This window comes from Chryseobacterium foetidum (genome assembly GCF_025457425.1).
GTDB classification, from domain to species: Bacteria; Bacteroidota; Bacteroidia; order Flavobacteriales; family Weeksellaceae; genus Chryseobacterium; species Chryseobacterium foetidum.
Map to the genome: position 1 here is coordinate 1,157,596 of NZ_JAMXIA010000001.1, position 18,585 is coordinate 1,176,180.

An 18,585-nucleotide genomic window follows, 5' to 3' on the forward strand; every position below is an offset into this window, starting at 1 on the left:
GAAAATCAATTTTATGGGCTTTTTCAGTTTTCTTTTCGGCAAAAAAAAACAAGCAGAGAAAATCACTCCTCCAAAAGAAGAGCGACCGGTTGTATCTCCGGAACTGGGAGAAAAATTTGACAGGGAAATTATAGAAGCTTATAAAAGATACCATTCTGATCCCGCTGCTGATATCAGTTTAAATATTGAAGACCAAAACGGAAATTCGGTACCACCGCACGCAGCGTACCATCAGGTATTTTCTGAGTGGGCAAAAATACAGTCGAAATGGGACAGGATGTCTGTTCTTTATGAACTCTGGGATCAGTCTCAACTGGAAAAACTGGAAGGCTGGAAAGTAATGGAACGGTTTACTAAAGACCGTTATGCTGCAAAATCGCTGAAATATTTCAGGGAAAATATTGAAGGAAAAGATCAGTTGTCTGTCGAAGAACTTGTGGCGGCATCAAAACTTCACAGAATGTTTTTGGATAACGATTCAGCAATGATGTACGCGGAAAAAGCTTACGGAAGATCGCCAAAAAACGATCTGGCAAAAGTGGAATATGGATCTGTGCTTCATTTATCTAAAGACACTGTAAAAAAAGAAAAGAGTCATCAGATCATTGCTGATGTTTTAGACAGAAAAATAAAACAAAACGATTCAGAAAATATATACGACTGTTTTATTTTCTCAGAAAATTATCTGGACTCATCAGTCTTTGCAATGGCTTACCTTATCACGACTGATGCAGACCTTGAAATGTGGGATTATGTTTCTGAAGAATACTATTACTGCCCAGTTTTCCGGTATGAGCATGCCGTAAAATTATCTGAATCTGAAAACGGAGCTTTGCGGGCACTTGCCAAACTGACATCTTTAAGTCAGGAATTTCCGTGGTTTACAACCGCAGTGCAGTCTACTGTGAAAAATATTGAATCGATGCGGGTTCAGCTGGGGAAAGCGGATTTTATGGAGGAGGAATATGCGGAATTTAAAAATACTTTAGGGAAATGAGTTTTGTAACGCTCGAATATTTTTTTTTGAGCTTGATAATAGTGAAAATCTTCAACTATTTTTGTGCGTTTTTTTACATTAAATCGATTATTCGACCATTCTCCAATTTAAATGGTCCTTTCAAATTAATATTTTCTGCCATCGCTTCGTCCATTGCGGAATAAAATTTCTCCCAATTTTCTTGTAGTAATCTTTCATTTCCTGTTTCCCAATATTCACTTTCGTCAAAAATTTCAAGATTTGAAAAACAATCTGTAACAACATTTAATAAGTCAATAATTTTTATATGCGTTTCAATTTCAGAAAATTGAGTTTTGCAGTATTCCTGGATATACAAATCTTTATCAAACTCAAAAATTAATGGTTCTGAATTTTCATGTGGTTGTACTTGAATGCCTTTCGTAATGCCAACATAATCCCAGTCTTCTTCATTCTTTACTCTTTCTAATTTTTTTACATCATTTTGGAATTCGAAAAAACTCCAACCATGAAACTCAGAATATTCACTCACTTTTTTAATAAGCAGATTGTAATTTTCATCATTTTTAAGTTTTCCTTCAAAGTGAATTGTTATTCCCATATTTGATTTAGTTTTTATTAAAATTTCGCATTTCGGTCACGCAATTGCCGGTCAATCTGAAATCTACGAACTCTTATGAATATACCGCGACAATTTAATCCCTAGATCCGTCCACACAATTTTTGGGTTTCCGTTTCGGGTTAAATGATGATCGGCTTCGTTGATTTCTTCTAAAATAGAAACGATGTTGGCTCCGCTGATGTATTTTGAAAAACCAGCCCAGTTGAATCCGTTGGCATCAATCTTTTTATAAACCAAATCCTGCGAACCATAATTCTGAAGCATCGCCAGCCTGAAAATCTCGGAACAGTAGTTAAGGAAATTCTTCTGTTTTTCACGGTTCCATGAAGCTACTTCTCTTGCCCAACTGATGATCGATTTCAAATATTCCGGTTTCTTTTTCACCATAAAAGCGTCGCGAACCCACTGTACAAAAAGCGCTTCAAAGTCACTGTTCTTATTTTGGGAATTCAAAAGTTTTAAAGCTTCATTCAAATCTCCCTGAGCCTGATGAATAATTTCGTTAATTTTTCCTTCATCAGCCTGCGTTTTTTCTTTCATATACATTTGAAGATCCTCATCCTCAATTCTTGGTACATCAATAATCTGGGTGCGGGAAAGAATGGTGGGCAAAATATCATCAATGCTTTCTGTGGTCAGAAGAATCAGTGTTTTGGCTGGTGGTTCTTCCAGAAATTTAAGGAATTTATTGGCTGCGGAAGTATTCATTTTATCGGCTCTCCAGACGATGAGGATTTTTGTGCCGCCTTCGAAACTTTTTAAGGCAAATTTCTGGTTCTGATCATCCATTTCGTCTGCTGAGATGAAAAGCTGTTTGTTTTCAGATTCCAAAACTGCGGACCAGTCGTCAAAACTGGCATAAGGCGATTCTAAAATCATCGATCTGAATTCCTCGAAATTCTTTTTGCTTAATGAATTATTTTTTTCGGTAAAAACGGGAAAACAAAAGTGAAGATCCAGATGATTGAGATGATCAACTCTGGAAGCTGAATGCTCATTTTCGCCTCTTAATATTTCTTTTGCATACGCCAAAACCAACGGCAAAGTTCCGTATCCCTCCTTCCCTACAAACAGCTGAGCATGGCTCACCCTGTTATCTGAAATACTTTCTTTAAGCAGTTTTTTAAGATTTTTCTGCCCTGCGATGTCGTCCCAATTCATGGTTCAAAGATAAAAATTTTTGTTGGATGATGGAAGTTGGAAGATGGATGTACGGGAGTTTTTTCTAATTGCCAAATTCTGCCAAAATTAATATGACAATACCGAAAAATCCTTAATACACGACCTTTCTGATCATAATTTAAGATTGACAATTCACCATATATTCCCCTTAACAAACTTTAACCTCGGTAAATTTTTACAATTCATTAATATTTAAGATATTTGCGCATTATTTTAAAAATCTAGAATGAAAAAAATCTTTGTACTATCATTCATTTCGGTGGGATATTTCCTTAACGCGCAAAGTATAAGCAATTCGCCATACGCAACTTACGGAATTGGAGATGTAAAGTTTGATAATACGATTGAGACATCCTCTATGGGAGGCATTTCAACAGCCTACATCAGTGATTTCACGAGTAACTTCAACTTCGGGAACCCTGCCAACAATACCAATTTTGAGCTTACCAGCATCAAATTGGAGGCAACCAACGAAAACAATTACTTCAAAACGAATTATAACAATACAAAGTCTACCAAGCATTCTACGTATTTATCTAATATTTCGCTTGCATTTCCGCTTTCACCAAAAGTGAAGATGGGATTTCTTTACCAGCCGTACAGCTCAAAAAGTTATGATGTTCTGACTTCTGAAACGTTTAAGAATCCTGAAACTAATGAAGAATCAATTCATGCAAATAGATTTACCGGTAAAGGAACCTTAAATACAGCACAGGCTGCAATCTCATATAACATTGGGAAAGGACTTTCAGTAGGTGCCAAAGCTAATTTTTACTTTGGAAATCTGTATGACATCAATGAATTTACAGTTTCCGGAGCTGAATTCATCAACGGTTACGAAACCAAAAATAACATCAAGAATTTTAATTTCACTCTAGGTACAAGCTATCAGAAAATCAATACCTCAACGGATAACAAACTTACCCTTGGTGCCACTGTTACATTCGGGAATACCGGAAATATGATGACTGACTACAAAAACAGCACCTACTATTACGGTACCGCGGAAACGAAGATCAACGAAACGATCATCGAACAGAGAAGCATAAATTCTAAAAATCTGATTCCGTTGCAGGCTTCATTAGGAGCTGGATATGGCAGTAATAATGAGTGGTTTGTTTCTGCACAGCTTGATTACAAAAAAGGTGAAGACATCTCTTACTTTGGAAAAAGTTTTGACTTTCAGGATACGTACAGAATCTCTGCCGGAGGTTGGTATCTGCCAAATTACAACAACTTCAGAAACTATTTCTCGAGAGTGGTTTACAGATACGGAGCTTTTTATGAAAGAGGCGGTTTGAAAATTGCCAATAACAGCATCAACAAATACGGTATTTCTGCCGGTGTACTTCTTCCGTTCAAAACCAGCAATATCCAGAGGATGAGCGGTCTTGAGATTGGTATCGAAGCCGGAAAAAGAGGAACGCTTAATGATAATCTGATCAACCAGAATTATATCAATCTGAAACTTGGATTTAACTTTGCTGACAAATGGTTCAGAAAGAATCTTTACAACTAAAATGTTTTTGACTCCAAAAAATATAACATTAAAAAATATAGCATACCTTTTCAGTTGTGCTATATTTTTTATATTCACATCCTGCGAAGACGACCTCACCAAAGAGAAGGGCACAGACAGCAAGGATTTTCCGTCGCAGATTATCAATAATGCCTACATTATTCAGCGGGATTCGGGCTTGATTACCATGAAAGCGTATGCGCCTATCATTGAAAAATACGAACTTATAGACAGCCCCTACGTTGTGGCAAAAAAAGGAATTAAAATAGATTTCTTTGATAAAAAAAATCCAAAACCGGGAACAATCACAGCTAAATACGCCAGAATTTTTGAATACAAAAAATTTTACGAAGCCAAAGGCGATGTGAAAATCACCACCAATGAAGGACGCAGATTTGCTACACAGAGCGTTTACTGGGATCAGCGGAAGCAACGCATCTATACCCGCGATACCGTTTACCAGACCATGCCAGACGGATCTGTTTTAATCAATGCCCACGGAATGACTGCCAAAGATGATTTTTCTGAGTACAGATTCTTTAAAAATTCGGGAGATCTTGATGTGAGTCAAAGCAAACTTGCCCAATAATTTTTCAGCATGAAAACCAGAGCTATCGGATTAATGTCGGGAACGAGCCTTGACGGACTTGATATTTGCTTCGCTGAATTTGATAAAACTGACAATCAGTGGCATTTTAAAATCATTGAAGCTGAAACCATTCCCTATTCTGAAAAATGGGAAAACAATCTTAGAAATTCTATTCATTTATCTTCTGCAGATCTTTTGGCACTGAACTCAGACTACGGATTTTATTTGGGTGAAAAAGTACAAGATTTTATCAAAAGTAAAAACATTTCAAAAGTCAATCTTATTGCTTCCCACGGCCACACGGTTTTTCATCAGCCTCAAAGAAAATTTACACAACAGATTGGGGACGGAAGGGCTGTAAAACTGGTCAATTCGATTCCAGTAGTTTATGATTTCAGAAGTCAGGATGTTTTGATGGGCGGAAATGGCGCACCACTCGTACCAATCGGTGATGAACTCCTGTTTTCAGAATATGATGCCTGTCTGAATCTGGGTGGATTCTCCAATATTTCATTTAAAAAAATGGATAAAAGAATTGCCTTTGATATCTGTCCGGTGAATATTGTTTTAAATAAAATCTCACAGGATTTAGGCAAAAATTTTGATGAAAACGGAGATTTGGCAAGAACTGGAAAAGTCGATTCAAACTTACTGGAAAAACTGAACAATTTAGAATTTTACAATCAGCAACATCCGAAATCTTTGGGAATAGAATTTTGTAATCAGCATATTTTTCCGCTTTTGGAAAATATAGATTCTCTCACAGCTTTGGCAACATTTACTGAACATTCAGCGTTTCAGATTTCAAATATATTCAATAAAAATCAATTTAAAAAAGCTTTATTTACCGGCGGTGGAACTTATAATTCTTATTTGATTGAAAAAATTCAATCTAAAACTTCCGCGGAAATCATTATCCCTGAAAAAACCATTATCGATTTTAAAGAAGCTTTGATTTTCGCTTTTATGGGCGTTTTAAGAATGAATAATGAGATCAATGTACTTTCTTCTGCGACGGGAAGCTCAAGTGATCACAGCTCTGGGATTATCGCATAAAAAAACCTTCATTGCTGAAGGTTTCGGTTTTATTTATAATTTTCAATTTTATCTGTAAGCGTATTGATAAAATTCTGAAGTGGTTTCTCCACCATCATTTTAATGAAAGGATTAAATTTTCCTTCAAATAACATCTGAACTTCAGTCTGATTTTCGTTTAAAGGTTTCAAAGCAGCAGTCAGAGCAAAATCAAGACTTGAACTTGCAGATTTCAAAACTGCTTTCTCTTCGGTTACTTCGTCAATCTTTAAAGCGATTTCCGGCATACCCTGAAGTCCGAATTTGAAGCCGTCTTCACGCGTTTCAAACTTCTGCAGACCATCCGGCATAAACTGTTTGTAGTTTTCAGGAGTTTTTAATACTTCAGAAAGCTCTTTTGCAGATTTATTAACGATTATTTTTCGTCCTTCTAAATTCATTTTTTATTTTTGTATTTAAATTATTACAAATGTATAAAGTTTTTGTCAACGAAAAAAAATTATTACTCTCTAAGACTCCCGAAAACTTAGAAAAAACAGTCGGTTACGAAAACTCTACAACGCTGGAAATTGCTTTGGATCTTCTTCAAAACACATCCACTTCAGAAATGAATGTTTATGGCGAAAATCTGGAAACGATCTGGGAAGAATTTAACCGACTTTTCAGAAAGATTGAAGCTGCAGGCGGAATTGTAAATAATCCTTCAGGAGAAATTCTCTTCATTAAAAGACTCGGAAAATGGGATCTCCCAAAAGGTAAAATGGAAAAAGGCGAATCGCGTGAAGAATCTGCCATTCGTGAAATTGAAGAAGAAACCGGACTGAGAAATGTTATTTTAAAAGATTTCATCAACACAACTTACCATATTTATGTGGAAAGAAACGGCGACAAAGTTTTAAAATATACGCACTGGTTTGAAATGTTTTTTGATGGCGAAGACACCTCAAAGCCTCAAATCGAAGAAGGAATCACAGAAGTTGCCTGGAAAAACGACAGTCTGATTACCGCTGAAGTTTTCCCAAACACTTTCAAAAATATTAAACTGATTTTATCTGATTTTAAAGAATCTAAGCTTAAATAAAAACCAGTGCTTTCTCCAAGGCAATTCCTCGGGAGGCCTTTAACAGAACGTTTTCTGAACTGATTTTATTTTTTTCTAAATATTCAACGAGTTCTGATGTATTTAAAAATGCTTCAGCTGAATCATTCACATTTTTAAACTGATTTCCGACAGTAATAATTTGGTTAAAATTGAGACTTTTAGCCAGATTTAAAATATTCTGATGTTCAGTTTCACTTTCATCCCCTAATTCAAGCATGTCGCCAATCACGATCGTTTTTGTACCTTCAAAAGTGACGAAATTGTGAAGTGATGCCGTCATAGAACTCGGATTGGCGTTGTAAGTGTCTAAAACAAGCGTTTTCCCATCCTTTTTCATGATCTGCGAACGCATGTTGGTAGGCGTATAGTTTTCTACGGCATGTTTAATCTTTTCAGAATCAATTCCAAAATGAAGTCCGAGACTTGCTGCTGCACAAAGATTTGTGAAATTGTACTCTCCTGTCAGTTTTGAAACAGCGGTAGTATTGTTAAAATTTAACCCGACAAAATGTTCAGAAGAAATCAATTCAAACTGATAATCAGAATTTTCCTTACCAAAACTGATTTTTGGCGAATAATTAAGCGTCTTTTCAAACTGAACCGTGTCATTGTCATTCACCAAAATGGTCTGCTGATGATTGATTAAGTAATCATACAACTCAGATTTACCTTTAATTACACCTTCAAAACCTCCAAAACCTTCAAGATGCGCTTTCCCAAAATTGGTGATGTAACCGATTGTCGGCTTTGCAATAGTACAGAGCAATTCAATTTCCTTCTGATGATTGGCCCCCATTTCGACAACCGCCATTTCATGTTCAGGTTTAATGGAAAGAATCGTCAAAGGAACTCCGATATGGTTATTCAGATTCCCAAAAGTGTACTGTACATTGAATTTTTCGGAGAGAACTGCATGAATGATCTCTTTTGTAGTAGTCTTCCCGTTGCTGCCCGTTAGACCTATTACAGGGATCGTGAGCTGATCTCTGTGATGAACCGCCAGCTTCTGAAGGAAATCTAAAGTAGATTCCACATAAAAAATATTTTTTCCTGTATTTTCAAAGTCTTTCTGCTCGACAATCACTGCCAGAGCACCTTTAGAGATAGCATCTTCAGCAAGTGTTGCAGCATTGAAATTATCTCCTGAAAAAGCGAAAAAAATATCATTTTCACCAATCTTTCTGCTGTCGATCGTTACTTTGTTTGCCTTTAAAAATATCTGATAAAAATCCTGTACGTTCATAGCCCAAAAATAAAAAACCTTCTGAATATTCAGAAGGTTTTTGTATAATATTTTGATAATAAATTATCTTCTCGTTCTACCTTTGTTTTTTGAACTCGCATCCTGCGCTACACGGAATCCGATCCATCCGTAACCAGCGTTTTCAGCTTTATATCTTCTTTGTCCCGGATCTAACCAGTACGCTGAATCCTGCCAAGAACCTCCTTTCACAACTCTGATATCGTTAGAGATCTGAGAAGTTCTCTTCCCGGTATCTTTCTGCAATTTTACTTTACCGTTTGCATCAACGAAGAAGTTTTGTCTTGCTCCGTTATACATATTGTAAGAAGAAACAGAATCAGAAGCATTTCTGTAACTTAAAGAAGACTGTTGATCTCCATCTCTGAAGTTAGCATAGTTTGCAATAGTTTCTCTTGAATACTGACCTGGAAGGTTTCTAGCAACCAATCTTCCGTCTCTTAGAGTATCATACTTCATGTTGGTTTCGTCTACCATCTGGTAAGTTCCGTCTCCGTTTCTTACGATAGCCTGAGGAGCATTCCCTCTGTAGTAGTTGAAATCGCTGTACTCATCATCCACGATTGGTCTGTAAACATCAGCAGTCCATTCTGCAACGTTTCCGTACATACCATAAATACCGATGGCATTTGAAGGATATTGTCTTACGTCTGAAGTTTTAGCTGAACCGTCGTTTTTCCAACCTGCAGGACCTGAGTAATCTCCCTGACCTTGCTTGAAGTTTTCAAGAAGCATACCTCTGTCTCTACCTTTAGTACCTCTCAAAGACTGGATTTCAGGAGCTTTACCTAAGTACATGTTGTACTCTCTGTTTTTCTCCATTCCCAAAGCTGCGTACTCCCATTCTACTTCACTAGGAAGTCTGAATTTGGTAACCATATCTGCACCAGGAGCTCTATTTGCAGCGATAAGTCTTTGGTTAGTAGTTTTTATACCAGTTTTCTGTTGTCTTCTCTGCTCGTTGATGTAGCCTTGCATTTCAGGATCATTCGATTTGAATTTATCCATATTGAAAGCAGTTCCACCCTGGTTGTTAGATTCATTAATATATAAATCTTTAGCAATGATTCCTGCATTCATTAATGCTTTTTCATTTGCTCTGTCTGTCAACCATTCACAATATCTGTTCGCCTGAGACCAAGCCACACCTACTACCGGGTAGTAATCGTAGTTAGCATCTCTGAAATAAGTTTCGTTGAAATCATTTCTTGAAAGCTTGTTGTCCCACAATAAAGTATCCGGCAAAGCACCATTGTAGATTTCTTTAAAGCTGGGATCGCTTGGTGGGAATACATACTTCAACCATGTAAGATATTCACGGTATTCGTAGTTAGTAATTTCTGTTTCACCGATGTAGAAAGAGCTCACCTGCATTCTGCGTGGCGAGTTATTCCAATCGTGCATTACATCATCTTTCACTAATCCCATTGTGAAAGTTCCACCTTCTACATACACCATTCCTGGCCATCCCTTCTGCTCCTGCTGCTTTCCAGCAAAAAACCAACCCTGTTTTTCGTTTGGTTTCCAGCCTGTCTTAGAGACAAAACTTTTCGTACCGCCTCCTTTGCCGGTCCCGGAACCACCACAACTGGTTAATGCAAGTGTAGAACTCAATGCTATTAATGAAAACAACTTTAGTTTTTTCATAGTCGATATAAATATTATTCAAAGTACAAAGAAAAGTAAATTATTCAATAAATCAAATAAAGATTTGTTTTTTTTGATAAATCACATGAAATTAATTTTATTGTACACTATGTAATTATAAAATTTTCATTTATTTTGTAATTCGGAAATTCATCCTACAAACATGAGACTGAAAATTATATTTATATCCCTTTTCTCTTTTGCAACTACATTAAAGGCACAGCGTGTTGCCATAGAATGGAACGGTTCTAAAACTGAAGATTTTGGTACAGTAAAAAGAGTGTTGCCTGCATTTAAGAATGAAGGATTTGCATTCAGCCGAAACAATATTTTTATTCATAACAAAATACAGACGGAATCAAACCGGCTGAAGATCTCCAATCTTCAGTGGGAAAATGTTTCTAATAAAGATCTTTTTGAACTTAATGCATCGCAACTTCCCAAATACGAGATTAAAGATATTACGTATGTTGATATTGAAGGTGAACGATACGCAAGCTACAATGTTTCTTTATTTAAGAAAATAAACGGTACGGTACAGAGACTATCTTCTTTTCAGATTACAGAAGACGGAGATCCTCAAAATCTTAATGCCGCAAAAGTAGGAACAACAGCAAACCCACTATCAACAGGTGGATTTTACAAAATCAGAGTAGATAAATCGGGAATCTTCAAAATTACAACCCAGTTTTTAAAAGATATCGGGATAAATCCCTCCAACGTAAACCCTAAAAATTTCAGAATTTACGGGAATGGAGGTATTATGTTGCCTGAATTTAATCAGGACACCAAATACAGTGCGCTGCAGGAAAATGCAATACAGGTATTTGGGGAAGAAGACAATGTTTGGAATGACAATGACTATGCTTTATTTTATGCTCAGGGGCCAAACGGTTACAACAACTATGATACTTCCAACGGAAACGGATTTAAACGGAGAGAAACACGAATCGACGACAGTAATGGTCTGAAAAATATTTATGAAGACTATTCTTATTATTATATAAATTTTGACAAAGGAGCTGGTAAACGTGTACAGAATGTGGATGTAAATCTTCCGGCAACACCTTTGATCACAAGATATGATGATTATCAGGTTATCAATGTTGATCAGAAAAACTTGCTGAAGGTTGGCAGGGTATGGGCAGAAGAAACACCTTTCTCTGCAGAAAAAAGTATTACAATTAATGTAGCAACGCCAATTCAGCCAAGTGACAATATTATGTACAGAACGCAGGTTGTAGGTTTTGGTGCTCAGCAAAACAGTGTGGCTTTTTCTGTTAACAACCTTAATCCCTTTACTTCAACAGTTCCGGCGAATTCTCCAAATTACGCTTATGATTTTTTTCTTCTGAGATATGAAGGAAACATTTCCAATCTTACAGGAAATCAGATAACTTTTAAATATCTTCCTAATATAAGTACCAACCCAAACGGAGCTTTCCATTTTGATTATGTTGAAGTACAATATAAACAAGACCTTACTTATAATGGTTCTCAAATGAGTTTCAGGGACTTTTCTCTTCAAAGCGGAACCAACACTACTTATGGTTTTGGTATATCGAATGTTGGTACAATGGAGCAGGTATGGGATGTTACAGACATTACGAATGCTAACAGAAGAGTAAATAAAGGAGGTGCAGGTTTATTTAATTTTGCTTATAATGCATCAAACCAATTTTTTAATAACGAATTTGTTGCTTTCAGGGCAGATGCCGCATTTGCGCCTCAGTTTGTGGAAAAAATTGCAAATCAGGATCTCTCTGCTATGCAGAACGTTGATTATCTTATTCTTACAACTCCTGAACTGATGGGTCAGGCTCAGAGATTAGCCAATTATCATCAGACTAAAAACAGTTTCAACGTTCAGATTGTAGATCCGGCAAAGATTTATAATGAATTTGGAAGTGGAAGCCGCGACCTTACTGCTATCAGGGATTTTATAACAAAACTTAATACTCCTGCAGGACGATTAAAATATGTGATGATTCTGGGAGATGCTTCATTTGACTACAAAAACAGGATTCCGAACAACAACAATATTGTATCGGGCTACGAAAGTGAAGAATCTGCAGATTTTGTAAGTTCATATATCACAGATGATTATATTGTGATGACCGCACCGCAAACCAGTCAAAGCCTTACCAGCAATTTACCCAATCTTCCAATTGGAAGATTACCTGCTGCCAATGTTACGGAAGCTGCAAACATGATTGACAAAACTCTGGCCTACTACAATTCTCTGCCCGGACAATCCAACTCTTTCGGAGAATGGAAAATGAAACTTGATTTTGTTGTTGATGATGACAATGATGGTGGTGCCCCTTTCCATACCGTAATGAACAATTCTTTGCAGAGTGTTTTTGAGATTCCTGCAAGTACAAATCTTAAAGAATATAATGTACGCAAACTTTACCTGGATTCTTTCCAGGGACAAAGTACGGCAGGTGGTCGTAGATATCCACAGGTAAATCAGGCGATTTCTAATGATATGGGAAACAGCCTTTATCTTTTCTACTTTGGCCATGGAGGAATTAACGGATGGGCTCAGGAAAGAGTTTTTACAACCGATGAAATTCAGGCTGCCAACAACTTTTCAAATATTTACAGTAGATTCCCATTCGTTTCCACCATTACCTGTGAATTTACGTTATGGGATGAGCCGGGAACTTTTTCTGCGGGTGAGCAGCTGATCAAATTGAAACAGGGAGGTCCGGCATCTATGATTACTTCAAGCCGTGCAGTGGGTGTAGGTTATGGTATAGATTTCACCAATCTTTATACTAGAGAAATGTTTAAGCTGACTGATGATGATTTTATTACCATCGGAAATGCTCATTTAAATGCTAAAAAACTTAAACCAAGTGATCCCAACCACTTTAAAGTAAACTTTTTGGGAGATCCTGCGATGAAACTTTCGAGACCATCAAGAAGATTGGTGATCGACAACATAGAATCCCCAGTTCCTGGATTGATCAGAGGTTTGGATTTTGTAAAAGTAACCGGACATATTAATAATGCCAACGGAACTCTTAACAATACCTTCAACGGTCGTGTAGTGATCAATATATTTGATAAAAAATTAAATAAAAACACTTTAAATAATCCAGGCAACCTTACCCCAATTCTCAATTACACAGAAGAAGGAAGTGCCATTGTGAAAGCATCCGGAATCGCAACGAACGGACAATTTACGGTGGAATTTTACGTGCCAAAAGATATTAATTACACGGTTGGTGAAGGCAGAATACTTGGTTATGCAGATAATAAGGTATCAGATGTATTTAATAATCAGGCAGTGCAGGTTGGTGACATTAATCCTAACGGAATCAATGACAACGAGCCACCGAAAGTAAAACTCTACATGAACAATACTAATTTTGCCAACGGAGGTATTACCAATCAAAACCCTACTCTACTGGCTTGTTTAACTGATGATACTGGAATTAATTCAACAGGATCAGGAGTTGGTCATGATATTACGACCTATCTTGATGGACAGATTATCAACACTCTTGTTCTGAATGATTTTTATGCGTCCGGAGAAGGAAATGGATGTATCAACCCTGCATTAGCGGAGTATCAGAAAGGTAATGTAACCTACCCTTTCAGAAATTTAGCGATTGGGCAACACCAACTAACTTTTAAAGTTTGGGACATCAACAATAATTCTACGGTCTCTACGTTAAACTTTGAGGTTAAAGACCAGTCTGACCAGCATTTAATTATCAACAGACCAATGAACTGGCCAAATCCATTTACTAATAAAACGTACATCCATTTTGAGCATAACTGTGATGATATTTTGGATGTGAATGTTCAAATCTATACTATCACAGGAAAATTGGTAAAAACAATTACCTCAGCAGTAATCGCAGAACCGTTCCTACAGGGCTACAGAACGCCGAAACAGGCAATTGAATGGGACGGAAAAGATGATTTTGGTGACACAGTAGCAAAAGGTACGTATATTTTTAAGATATTTGCAAAAAGTCAGAATCAAGAAAAATGCAAAGGAAGTGCTACAGCTGTAGAAAAAATGGTACTTTTGAAGTAAAATTATAATTTAATTGAAATATATCTATAAAACTGATAATATATAAAAGACAACATATGAATTTAACTACTAAACTGCTTTTAGGAATAGGTCTGAGTGCCGGCTTCTTAAGCTACGCTCAGGATTTAAGCCAGGTAAGACCTGTTTTGACAGGAGCACCTTTCCTTAGAATCGCACCGGACGCAAGATCAGGAGGTATGGGAGATCAGGGTGTGGTAACTTCACCGGATGCATTCTCACAATTCTGGAATGCGGCTAAATATCCTTTCAGCAGAACAAGTTCTTCAATTGGTTTGAACTATACGCCTTATATGAGTAAACTTACAAATGATGTATTTTTACTGTATGGTGCTTTTCATAAATTTTTAGGATCAGAAGAAAGATCTACCATCTCTGCCAGTCTCTACTACTTCAACATGGGTGAAGTGGATCTTACGCAGTTGGTAGGAAACGAAGTAACTTCTATGGGTACTTCAAAGCCAAACGAATTCTCTATTGACGTTGCTTATGGTCTAAAGCTATCAGATTCTTATTCAATGGCCGTTACAGGTAGATTTATCCGTTCAGACTTAGCCGGAGGATTCAACACTGATACGACTCTGAAACCAGCCAATACATTCGCTGTCGACATTTCAGGTTACTATACTTCACCAAGATTTCAGAGTTTCGGAAATTATGAAGGTAGGGTAAACGGAGGTTTTGCACTTACAAACTTAGGTCCTAAACTGGATTATACAGGAAACGAAGAATCAAGATCTTATCTTCCAACAATGGCAAGATTAGGTTTAGGATATGATATGTATCTGGATGATATGAACAGAGTTGGACTTTCTGTGGAAGGTTCTAAAATTCTGGTACCAGGATCTGAATTTATCGGAAACGATCCTAATACGAGACAGCCAATGTACGCAGTACCAAACGTAGGTGTAATGGAAGGAATAGGAAAATCATTTAACAATACCAATTCTATCATGTACAGCGGTGCCTTGGAATATTCTTACGACAATGCATTTGCTTTGAGAGGAGGTTACTTCCACGAAAGTGAAGAGCAGGGAGCAAGACAGTTTGCAACTGCTGGTATTGGTTTGAAATACCGTTCATTCGGTTTAGACATTTCTTACCTGATCAACATGTCTAAAATCAATACAGCTTTAGATAACACCCTTCGTTTTGGTCTTACCTGGAATATCGGTGCAGAAACATCTAATGTAGATTATTAAGATTTTAAAATCAATATACTCAAAAGCTCCATTAGTGGGGCTTTTGCTGTTTTATCCCATAATGTTGTCACTTATCAGTACAATGTTAGACTCCCATCTCCCATCTCCCATCTCCCATCTTCCAACACCCATCACCCAACACCCAACCAAAAAAAACACATTTTGTCCAAAAACTAAACCCACCAATTCACATATTACCCCTATTTTTGCAGTATGAATTATTCTTCTGAGCTCAAAAAATTTGTAACCAGCCAGTATGTGTATTCTGCGATCAGAATTACATTGTCTACGGTACTCCCGTGTTTGGTGCTGGCACATTTTGGGATGCTCAAAGAATATTTTCTTTTTCCTCTGGGAACCAGTTTTGTTGCGCTTACAGATCAGCCCGGTCCATTTATCCGAAGAAGAAACTCACTGACTTTTGCTATTTTCTGTTTCGTCGCTGTCGCCTCAATTGCAAGTCTGGTAAAAGGAATAATTCCTCTGGTCATTTTGGAAATCGTCGCTTTCGGGATGTTCTTTTCACTGATCGGCGTTTACGGACAAAGATTGGCAGCTGTTGGTTCGCTTGCACTGGTTGTATTGGCGATATTTATTGACGGACATTTGACAGGAACCAATATTTTTAAAAGTCTGATGATTTTTGCAGCGGGATCTGTCTGGTTTCTATTGATTTTCCTTGTTGTGACCACGATTCAGCCTTACAAACTGGCAAGTCAGATGATTGGAGAAAATTATCTTCAGCTCGCAGAATTTTTAAAAATAAAGGCTAATTTTTATCAGAAAAATCCCGATTTCAATAAACTTACAACGCAGGTGATTGCGAAACAGATCGAAATAAAAAATCTTCAGGAAGAAACCCGCGAAACTGTTTTCAGAACCCGAACGATTGTCAATGAATCAACGACGCTAAGCCGTTTGCTGATGTTGATGTTTCTGAATTCTCTGGATCTGCACGAAAAGCTGATGACCTCAGAAAGTGATTACAAAAAACTTCAGGAAAGCTTTGAAGACACCACCATTTTGGTTAAAATTCATGATTATCTCAATATCCTTTCAGACGAAATTGCCAACATCGGAATTGCGTTACAAAGCAGTACCAGAGCCAGACCAATTTCGAATCTTGAACTGCATTCTGATGAATTAAACATCAGCTATTTTGAATTGCGAAACAGAGAAATGATTCCTGAAACTCTGGAAAACTTTATGATTCTCCGTCAGATTATGATGCGAATCAGCGAGATTACCAAAGAGATTAATGAGATTTATAAAGTATTTTCCCAAAACGTAAAACTGGCAAAAAGTCTTTCCACTGGTTTAGATTTAAAGAAATTTATGCCTAATGAGGAAAAACTGAATTTTAAAGTTCTTAGAAGCAATATTTCATTGACCTCATCGCACTTCCGTCATGCCATCAGAGTGACTTCGGCGTTGCTGTTAGGATATTTGGTTTCTCAGCTTCCCTTCATCGAAATCGGCCATACATACTGGATTTTGATTACCGTAGTTGCTATTTTAAAGCCCGCCTACTCCATTACAAAACAGAGAAATCTTCTGCGTTTTTACGGGACGGTTGCCGGTGCGGTCATTGCTTATGCGGTTCTGCATTATATTCAAATCAATGCTGTATTGTTTTCGATCCTCCTGGTCAGTATGATTTTGTGTTTCAGCTTTCTGAAAGGACGATATTTCTGGGCTGTCCTGTTTATGACAATGTACGTTTTTCTGAGTTTTAATTTTCTGAATCCGGGAAACGTTAATGTCATTTTTAAAGATAGAATTGTAGATACCATCATCGCCGGAATCATTGCTTTTTTGGTTTCATATCTCATTCTTCCTGTCTGGGAACATACTCAGAATCTGCAGCTGATGAAAAAGTCTGCGGAATCAAATCTCACTTATTTCCACAGCGTAATGTCGAAATTTCTGAATGAAGATTTTGATATGGAAGATTATAAAATGAAGCGTAAAAATGCTATTATTTCACTTGCCAACCTTTCTGATAACTTTCAGAGAATGATTACCGACCCGAAGAATCAGAGAAAAAAACTGGAGGTGGTGCATCAGTTTGTTGCAACATCCCATTTGATTACGGCCTACACTGCTTCACTCTCTCAGTATTCCAAAAATGAAAAAAAATATCCTGAAATAGATTCTGAAAGCTGGACGAAAAAAATTGAAGCTGAAATGAATCAGGTTTCAGTTTTGCTGAATGGCGAAAAAATTCCTGAAACTTTAAGAATGGACAGCCGTCTGGAACCGGAAGATTCTTCTATAGAAGATTTGCTTTCAAAAAGAAAAACAGAGCTTTTGGAAAATGAACATTATGACACGCGGGATCCGAATAAAATCTCCCATTTGACGGAACTGAAGAATATTCATGATGTTTTGGAACTGATTTATGATGTAGCCAAGGAGCAGCGAAAAGTAATCGAAACGTACCGCAACGAAGAGATTATTCCTCAACAATCGTAAAGCAGTATTCATCAAAAAACTCGACTCTCGCTTTCAATTCATCCGAAATTTTATCGTCGTGAACACGGCATTTTATGGAACGGAGATATTTTAGTTCAAAAGGTCTTACTTCATAATGCTTCTTCAGAGACCAGTGTTTGGAATGATGAATTTTGTACATGCTCTCTTTTACACTCCAGATAATCGTGTAAAAAACCACTTCCGTATCAAAAGGAATAAATCCACGCTCGTTTTCGTAGGTAAATTTGTCAATAACCCTTAAAATTTTAGGATTAAATTTTTCAATATCAATCCCGATTTTATTTTTTGAAATGGCAATCGCTGCAAACGGAAAAGAATGCGTAATGGAGATTTCGGCATCTTTTGGAGACAAAAACGGTTCTCTCTCTTTATAAAGAATCTTGGAATTTGGTTTTAAACTTTTTAGAAGTTTTCTTACCATTAAAACCTCAAGCAATTTTTTCGGATGATAATCTTTCACTTTTTCGGCATTTTCGGGCTCTAAAAGTATATCGATATTCAAATCTTCATTCTCGTCGTATTTCCAGACCAGAATGGTGGCATTGTCATCAGAAAAATCACGGTAAAGAGGCATGGGTTTGAAATTATTCGGTAAAAATAGGGAAATTTTTTGGGCTGGAAGAGGGATGAGGGAAGATGGAAGTTTGAAGTTTGAAGATGGGAGATGGAAGTTTTGTGATTCAAAATCTAACGTGGAAATTATTAATCGACACTACCATAAAGTTTTCATGCTGAAAACATCAAAACTAATCATATAAAACCGCAGGGATGCTTTCAGCATTACAAACAGACCGTGAAACTTAATTAGGATTAAAATTTAAACAAAAAAATTCACTTAAATTCTGAGACTTAAGTGAATCTATATTATTTAAAAGCTAA

14 protein-coding genes are annotated in these 18,585 nt (G+C 36.9%); 8 read left to right on the plus strand and 6 right to left on the minus strand.

Going from position 1 to position 18,585, the window contains the following annotated elements; genetic code table 11:
• The first annotated feature begins 13 nt into the window (after positions 1-13).
• Entirely contained in the window at positions 14-997 is a 984-nt protein-coding gene (locus NG809_RS05515; protein WP_262148756.1) for a hypothetical protein, read from the plus strand.
• 73 nt (positions 998-1,070) lie between these two features.
• On the opposite strand, the gene NG809_RS05520 is transcribed toward NG809_RS05515, so the two are convergent.
• Positions 1,071-1,577 (minus strand): hypothetical protein, encoded by a 507-nt coding sequence (locus NG809_RS05520; RefSeq protein ID WP_262148758.1) that lies wholly within the window; start codon positions 1,575-1,577, stop codon positions 1,071-1,073.
• Between the two features lie 63 nt (positions 1,578-1,640).
• A complete protein-coding gene (locus NG809_RS05525; protein WP_262148760.1) occupies positions 1,641-2,759 on the minus strand; it encodes a DNA polymerase III subunit in 1,119 nt (372 codons plus the stop codon).
• Positions 2,760-3,006: 247 nt separating this feature from the next.
• Between NG809_RS05525 and NG809_RS05530 the strand changes: the two genes are divergently transcribed.
• Genes NG809_RS05530 through NG809_RS05540 form a run of 3 tightly spaced genes read left to right on the plus strand, consistent with a single transcriptional unit; the run spans position 3,007 to position 5,944 of the window.
• Positions 3,007-4,299, plus strand: a complete 1,293-nt coding sequence (locus NG809_RS05530) for a hypothetical protein (RefSeq protein ID WP_262148762.1) — start codon at positions 3,007-3,009, stop codon at positions 4,297-4,299.
• A 1-nt stretch (position 4,300) separates the two neighbouring features.
• Positions 4,301-4,888, plus strand: a complete 588-nt coding sequence (gene lptC, locus NG809_RS05535) for an LPS export ABC transporter periplasmic protein LptC (protein ID WP_262148763.1) — start codon at positions 4,301-4,303, stop codon at positions 4,886-4,888.
• Positions 4,889-4,897: 9 nt separating this feature from the next.
• Positions 4,898-5,944: an anhydro-N-acetylmuramic acid kinase gene (locus NG809_RS05540; protein WP_262148764.1), complete on the plus strand. Its 1,047-nt coding sequence runs from the start codon at positions 4,898-4,900 to the stop codon at positions 5,942-5,944.
• Positions 5,945-5,973: 29 nt separating this feature from the next.
• Here the strand turns inward: NG809_RS05540 and NG809_RS05545 are convergent, their stop codons facing one another.
• Positions 5,974-6,363 (minus strand): SRPBCC family protein, encoded by a 390-nt coding sequence (locus tag NG809_RS05545; RefSeq protein WP_262148766.1) that lies wholly within the window; start codon positions 6,361-6,363, stop codon positions 5,974-5,976.
• 29 nt (positions 6,364-6,392) lie between these two features.
• On the opposite strand from NG809_RS05545, the gene NG809_RS05550 reads away from it, so the two are divergent.
• Positions 6,393-7,004 (plus strand): NUDIX hydrolase, encoded by a 612-nt coding sequence (locus NG809_RS05550; protein ID WP_262148768.1) that lies wholly within the window; start codon positions 6,393-6,395, stop codon positions 7,002-7,004.
• Here the strand turns inward: NG809_RS05550 and NG809_RS05555 are convergent.
• On the minus strand, positions 6,997-8,268 hold the full coding sequence (locus tag NG809_RS05555; RefSeq protein WP_262148770.1) for a UDP-N-acetylmuramoyl-tripeptide--D-alanyl-D-alanine ligase: 1,272 nt from the start codon (positions 8,266-8,268) through the stop codon (positions 6,997-6,999). The two genes, NG809_RS05550 and NG809_RS05555, sit on opposite strands and share 8 nt — an antisense overlap.
• 63 nt (positions 8,269-8,331) lie before the next feature.
• A complete protein-coding gene (gene gldJ, locus NG809_RS05560; protein WP_262148772.1) occupies positions 8,332-9,933 on the minus strand; it encodes a gliding motility lipoprotein GldJ in 1,602 nt (533 codons plus the stop codon).
• Positions 9,934-10,096: 163 nt separating this feature from the next.
• Between gldJ and porU the strand changes: the two genes are divergently transcribed.
• From porU to NG809_RS05575, 3 genes are all read left to right on the plus strand, one after another.
• Positions 10,097-13,990: a type IX secretion system sortase PorU gene (gene porU, locus NG809_RS05565; RefSeq protein WP_262148774.1), complete on the plus strand. Its 3,894-nt coding sequence runs from the start codon at positions 10,097-10,099 to the stop codon at positions 13,988-13,990.
• Positions 13,991-14,046: 56 nt separating this feature from the next.
• Entirely contained in the window at positions 14,047-15,210 is a 1,164-nt protein-coding gene (porV, locus tag NG809_RS05570; protein ID WP_262148776.1) for a type IX secretion system outer membrane channel protein PorV, read from the plus strand.
• Between the two features lie 213 nt (positions 15,211-15,423).
• The gene (locus NG809_RS05575; protein ID WP_262148778.1) at positions 15,424-17,685 is read left to right on the plus strand and encodes an FUSC family protein; all 2,262 of its coding nucleotides are present in this window, start codon (positions 15,424-15,426) and stop codon (positions 17,683-17,685) included.
• Here the strand turns inward: NG809_RS05575 and NG809_RS05580 are convergent.
• Complete coding sequence (locus NG809_RS05580) at positions 17,666-18,280, minus strand: 4'-phosphopantetheinyl transferase family protein (RefSeq protein WP_262148780.1); 615 nt, start codon at positions 18,278-18,280, stop codon at positions 17,666-17,668. The genes NG809_RS05575 and NG809_RS05580 overlap by 20 nt on opposite strands.
• Positions 18,281-18,585: the final 305 nt, after the last annotated feature.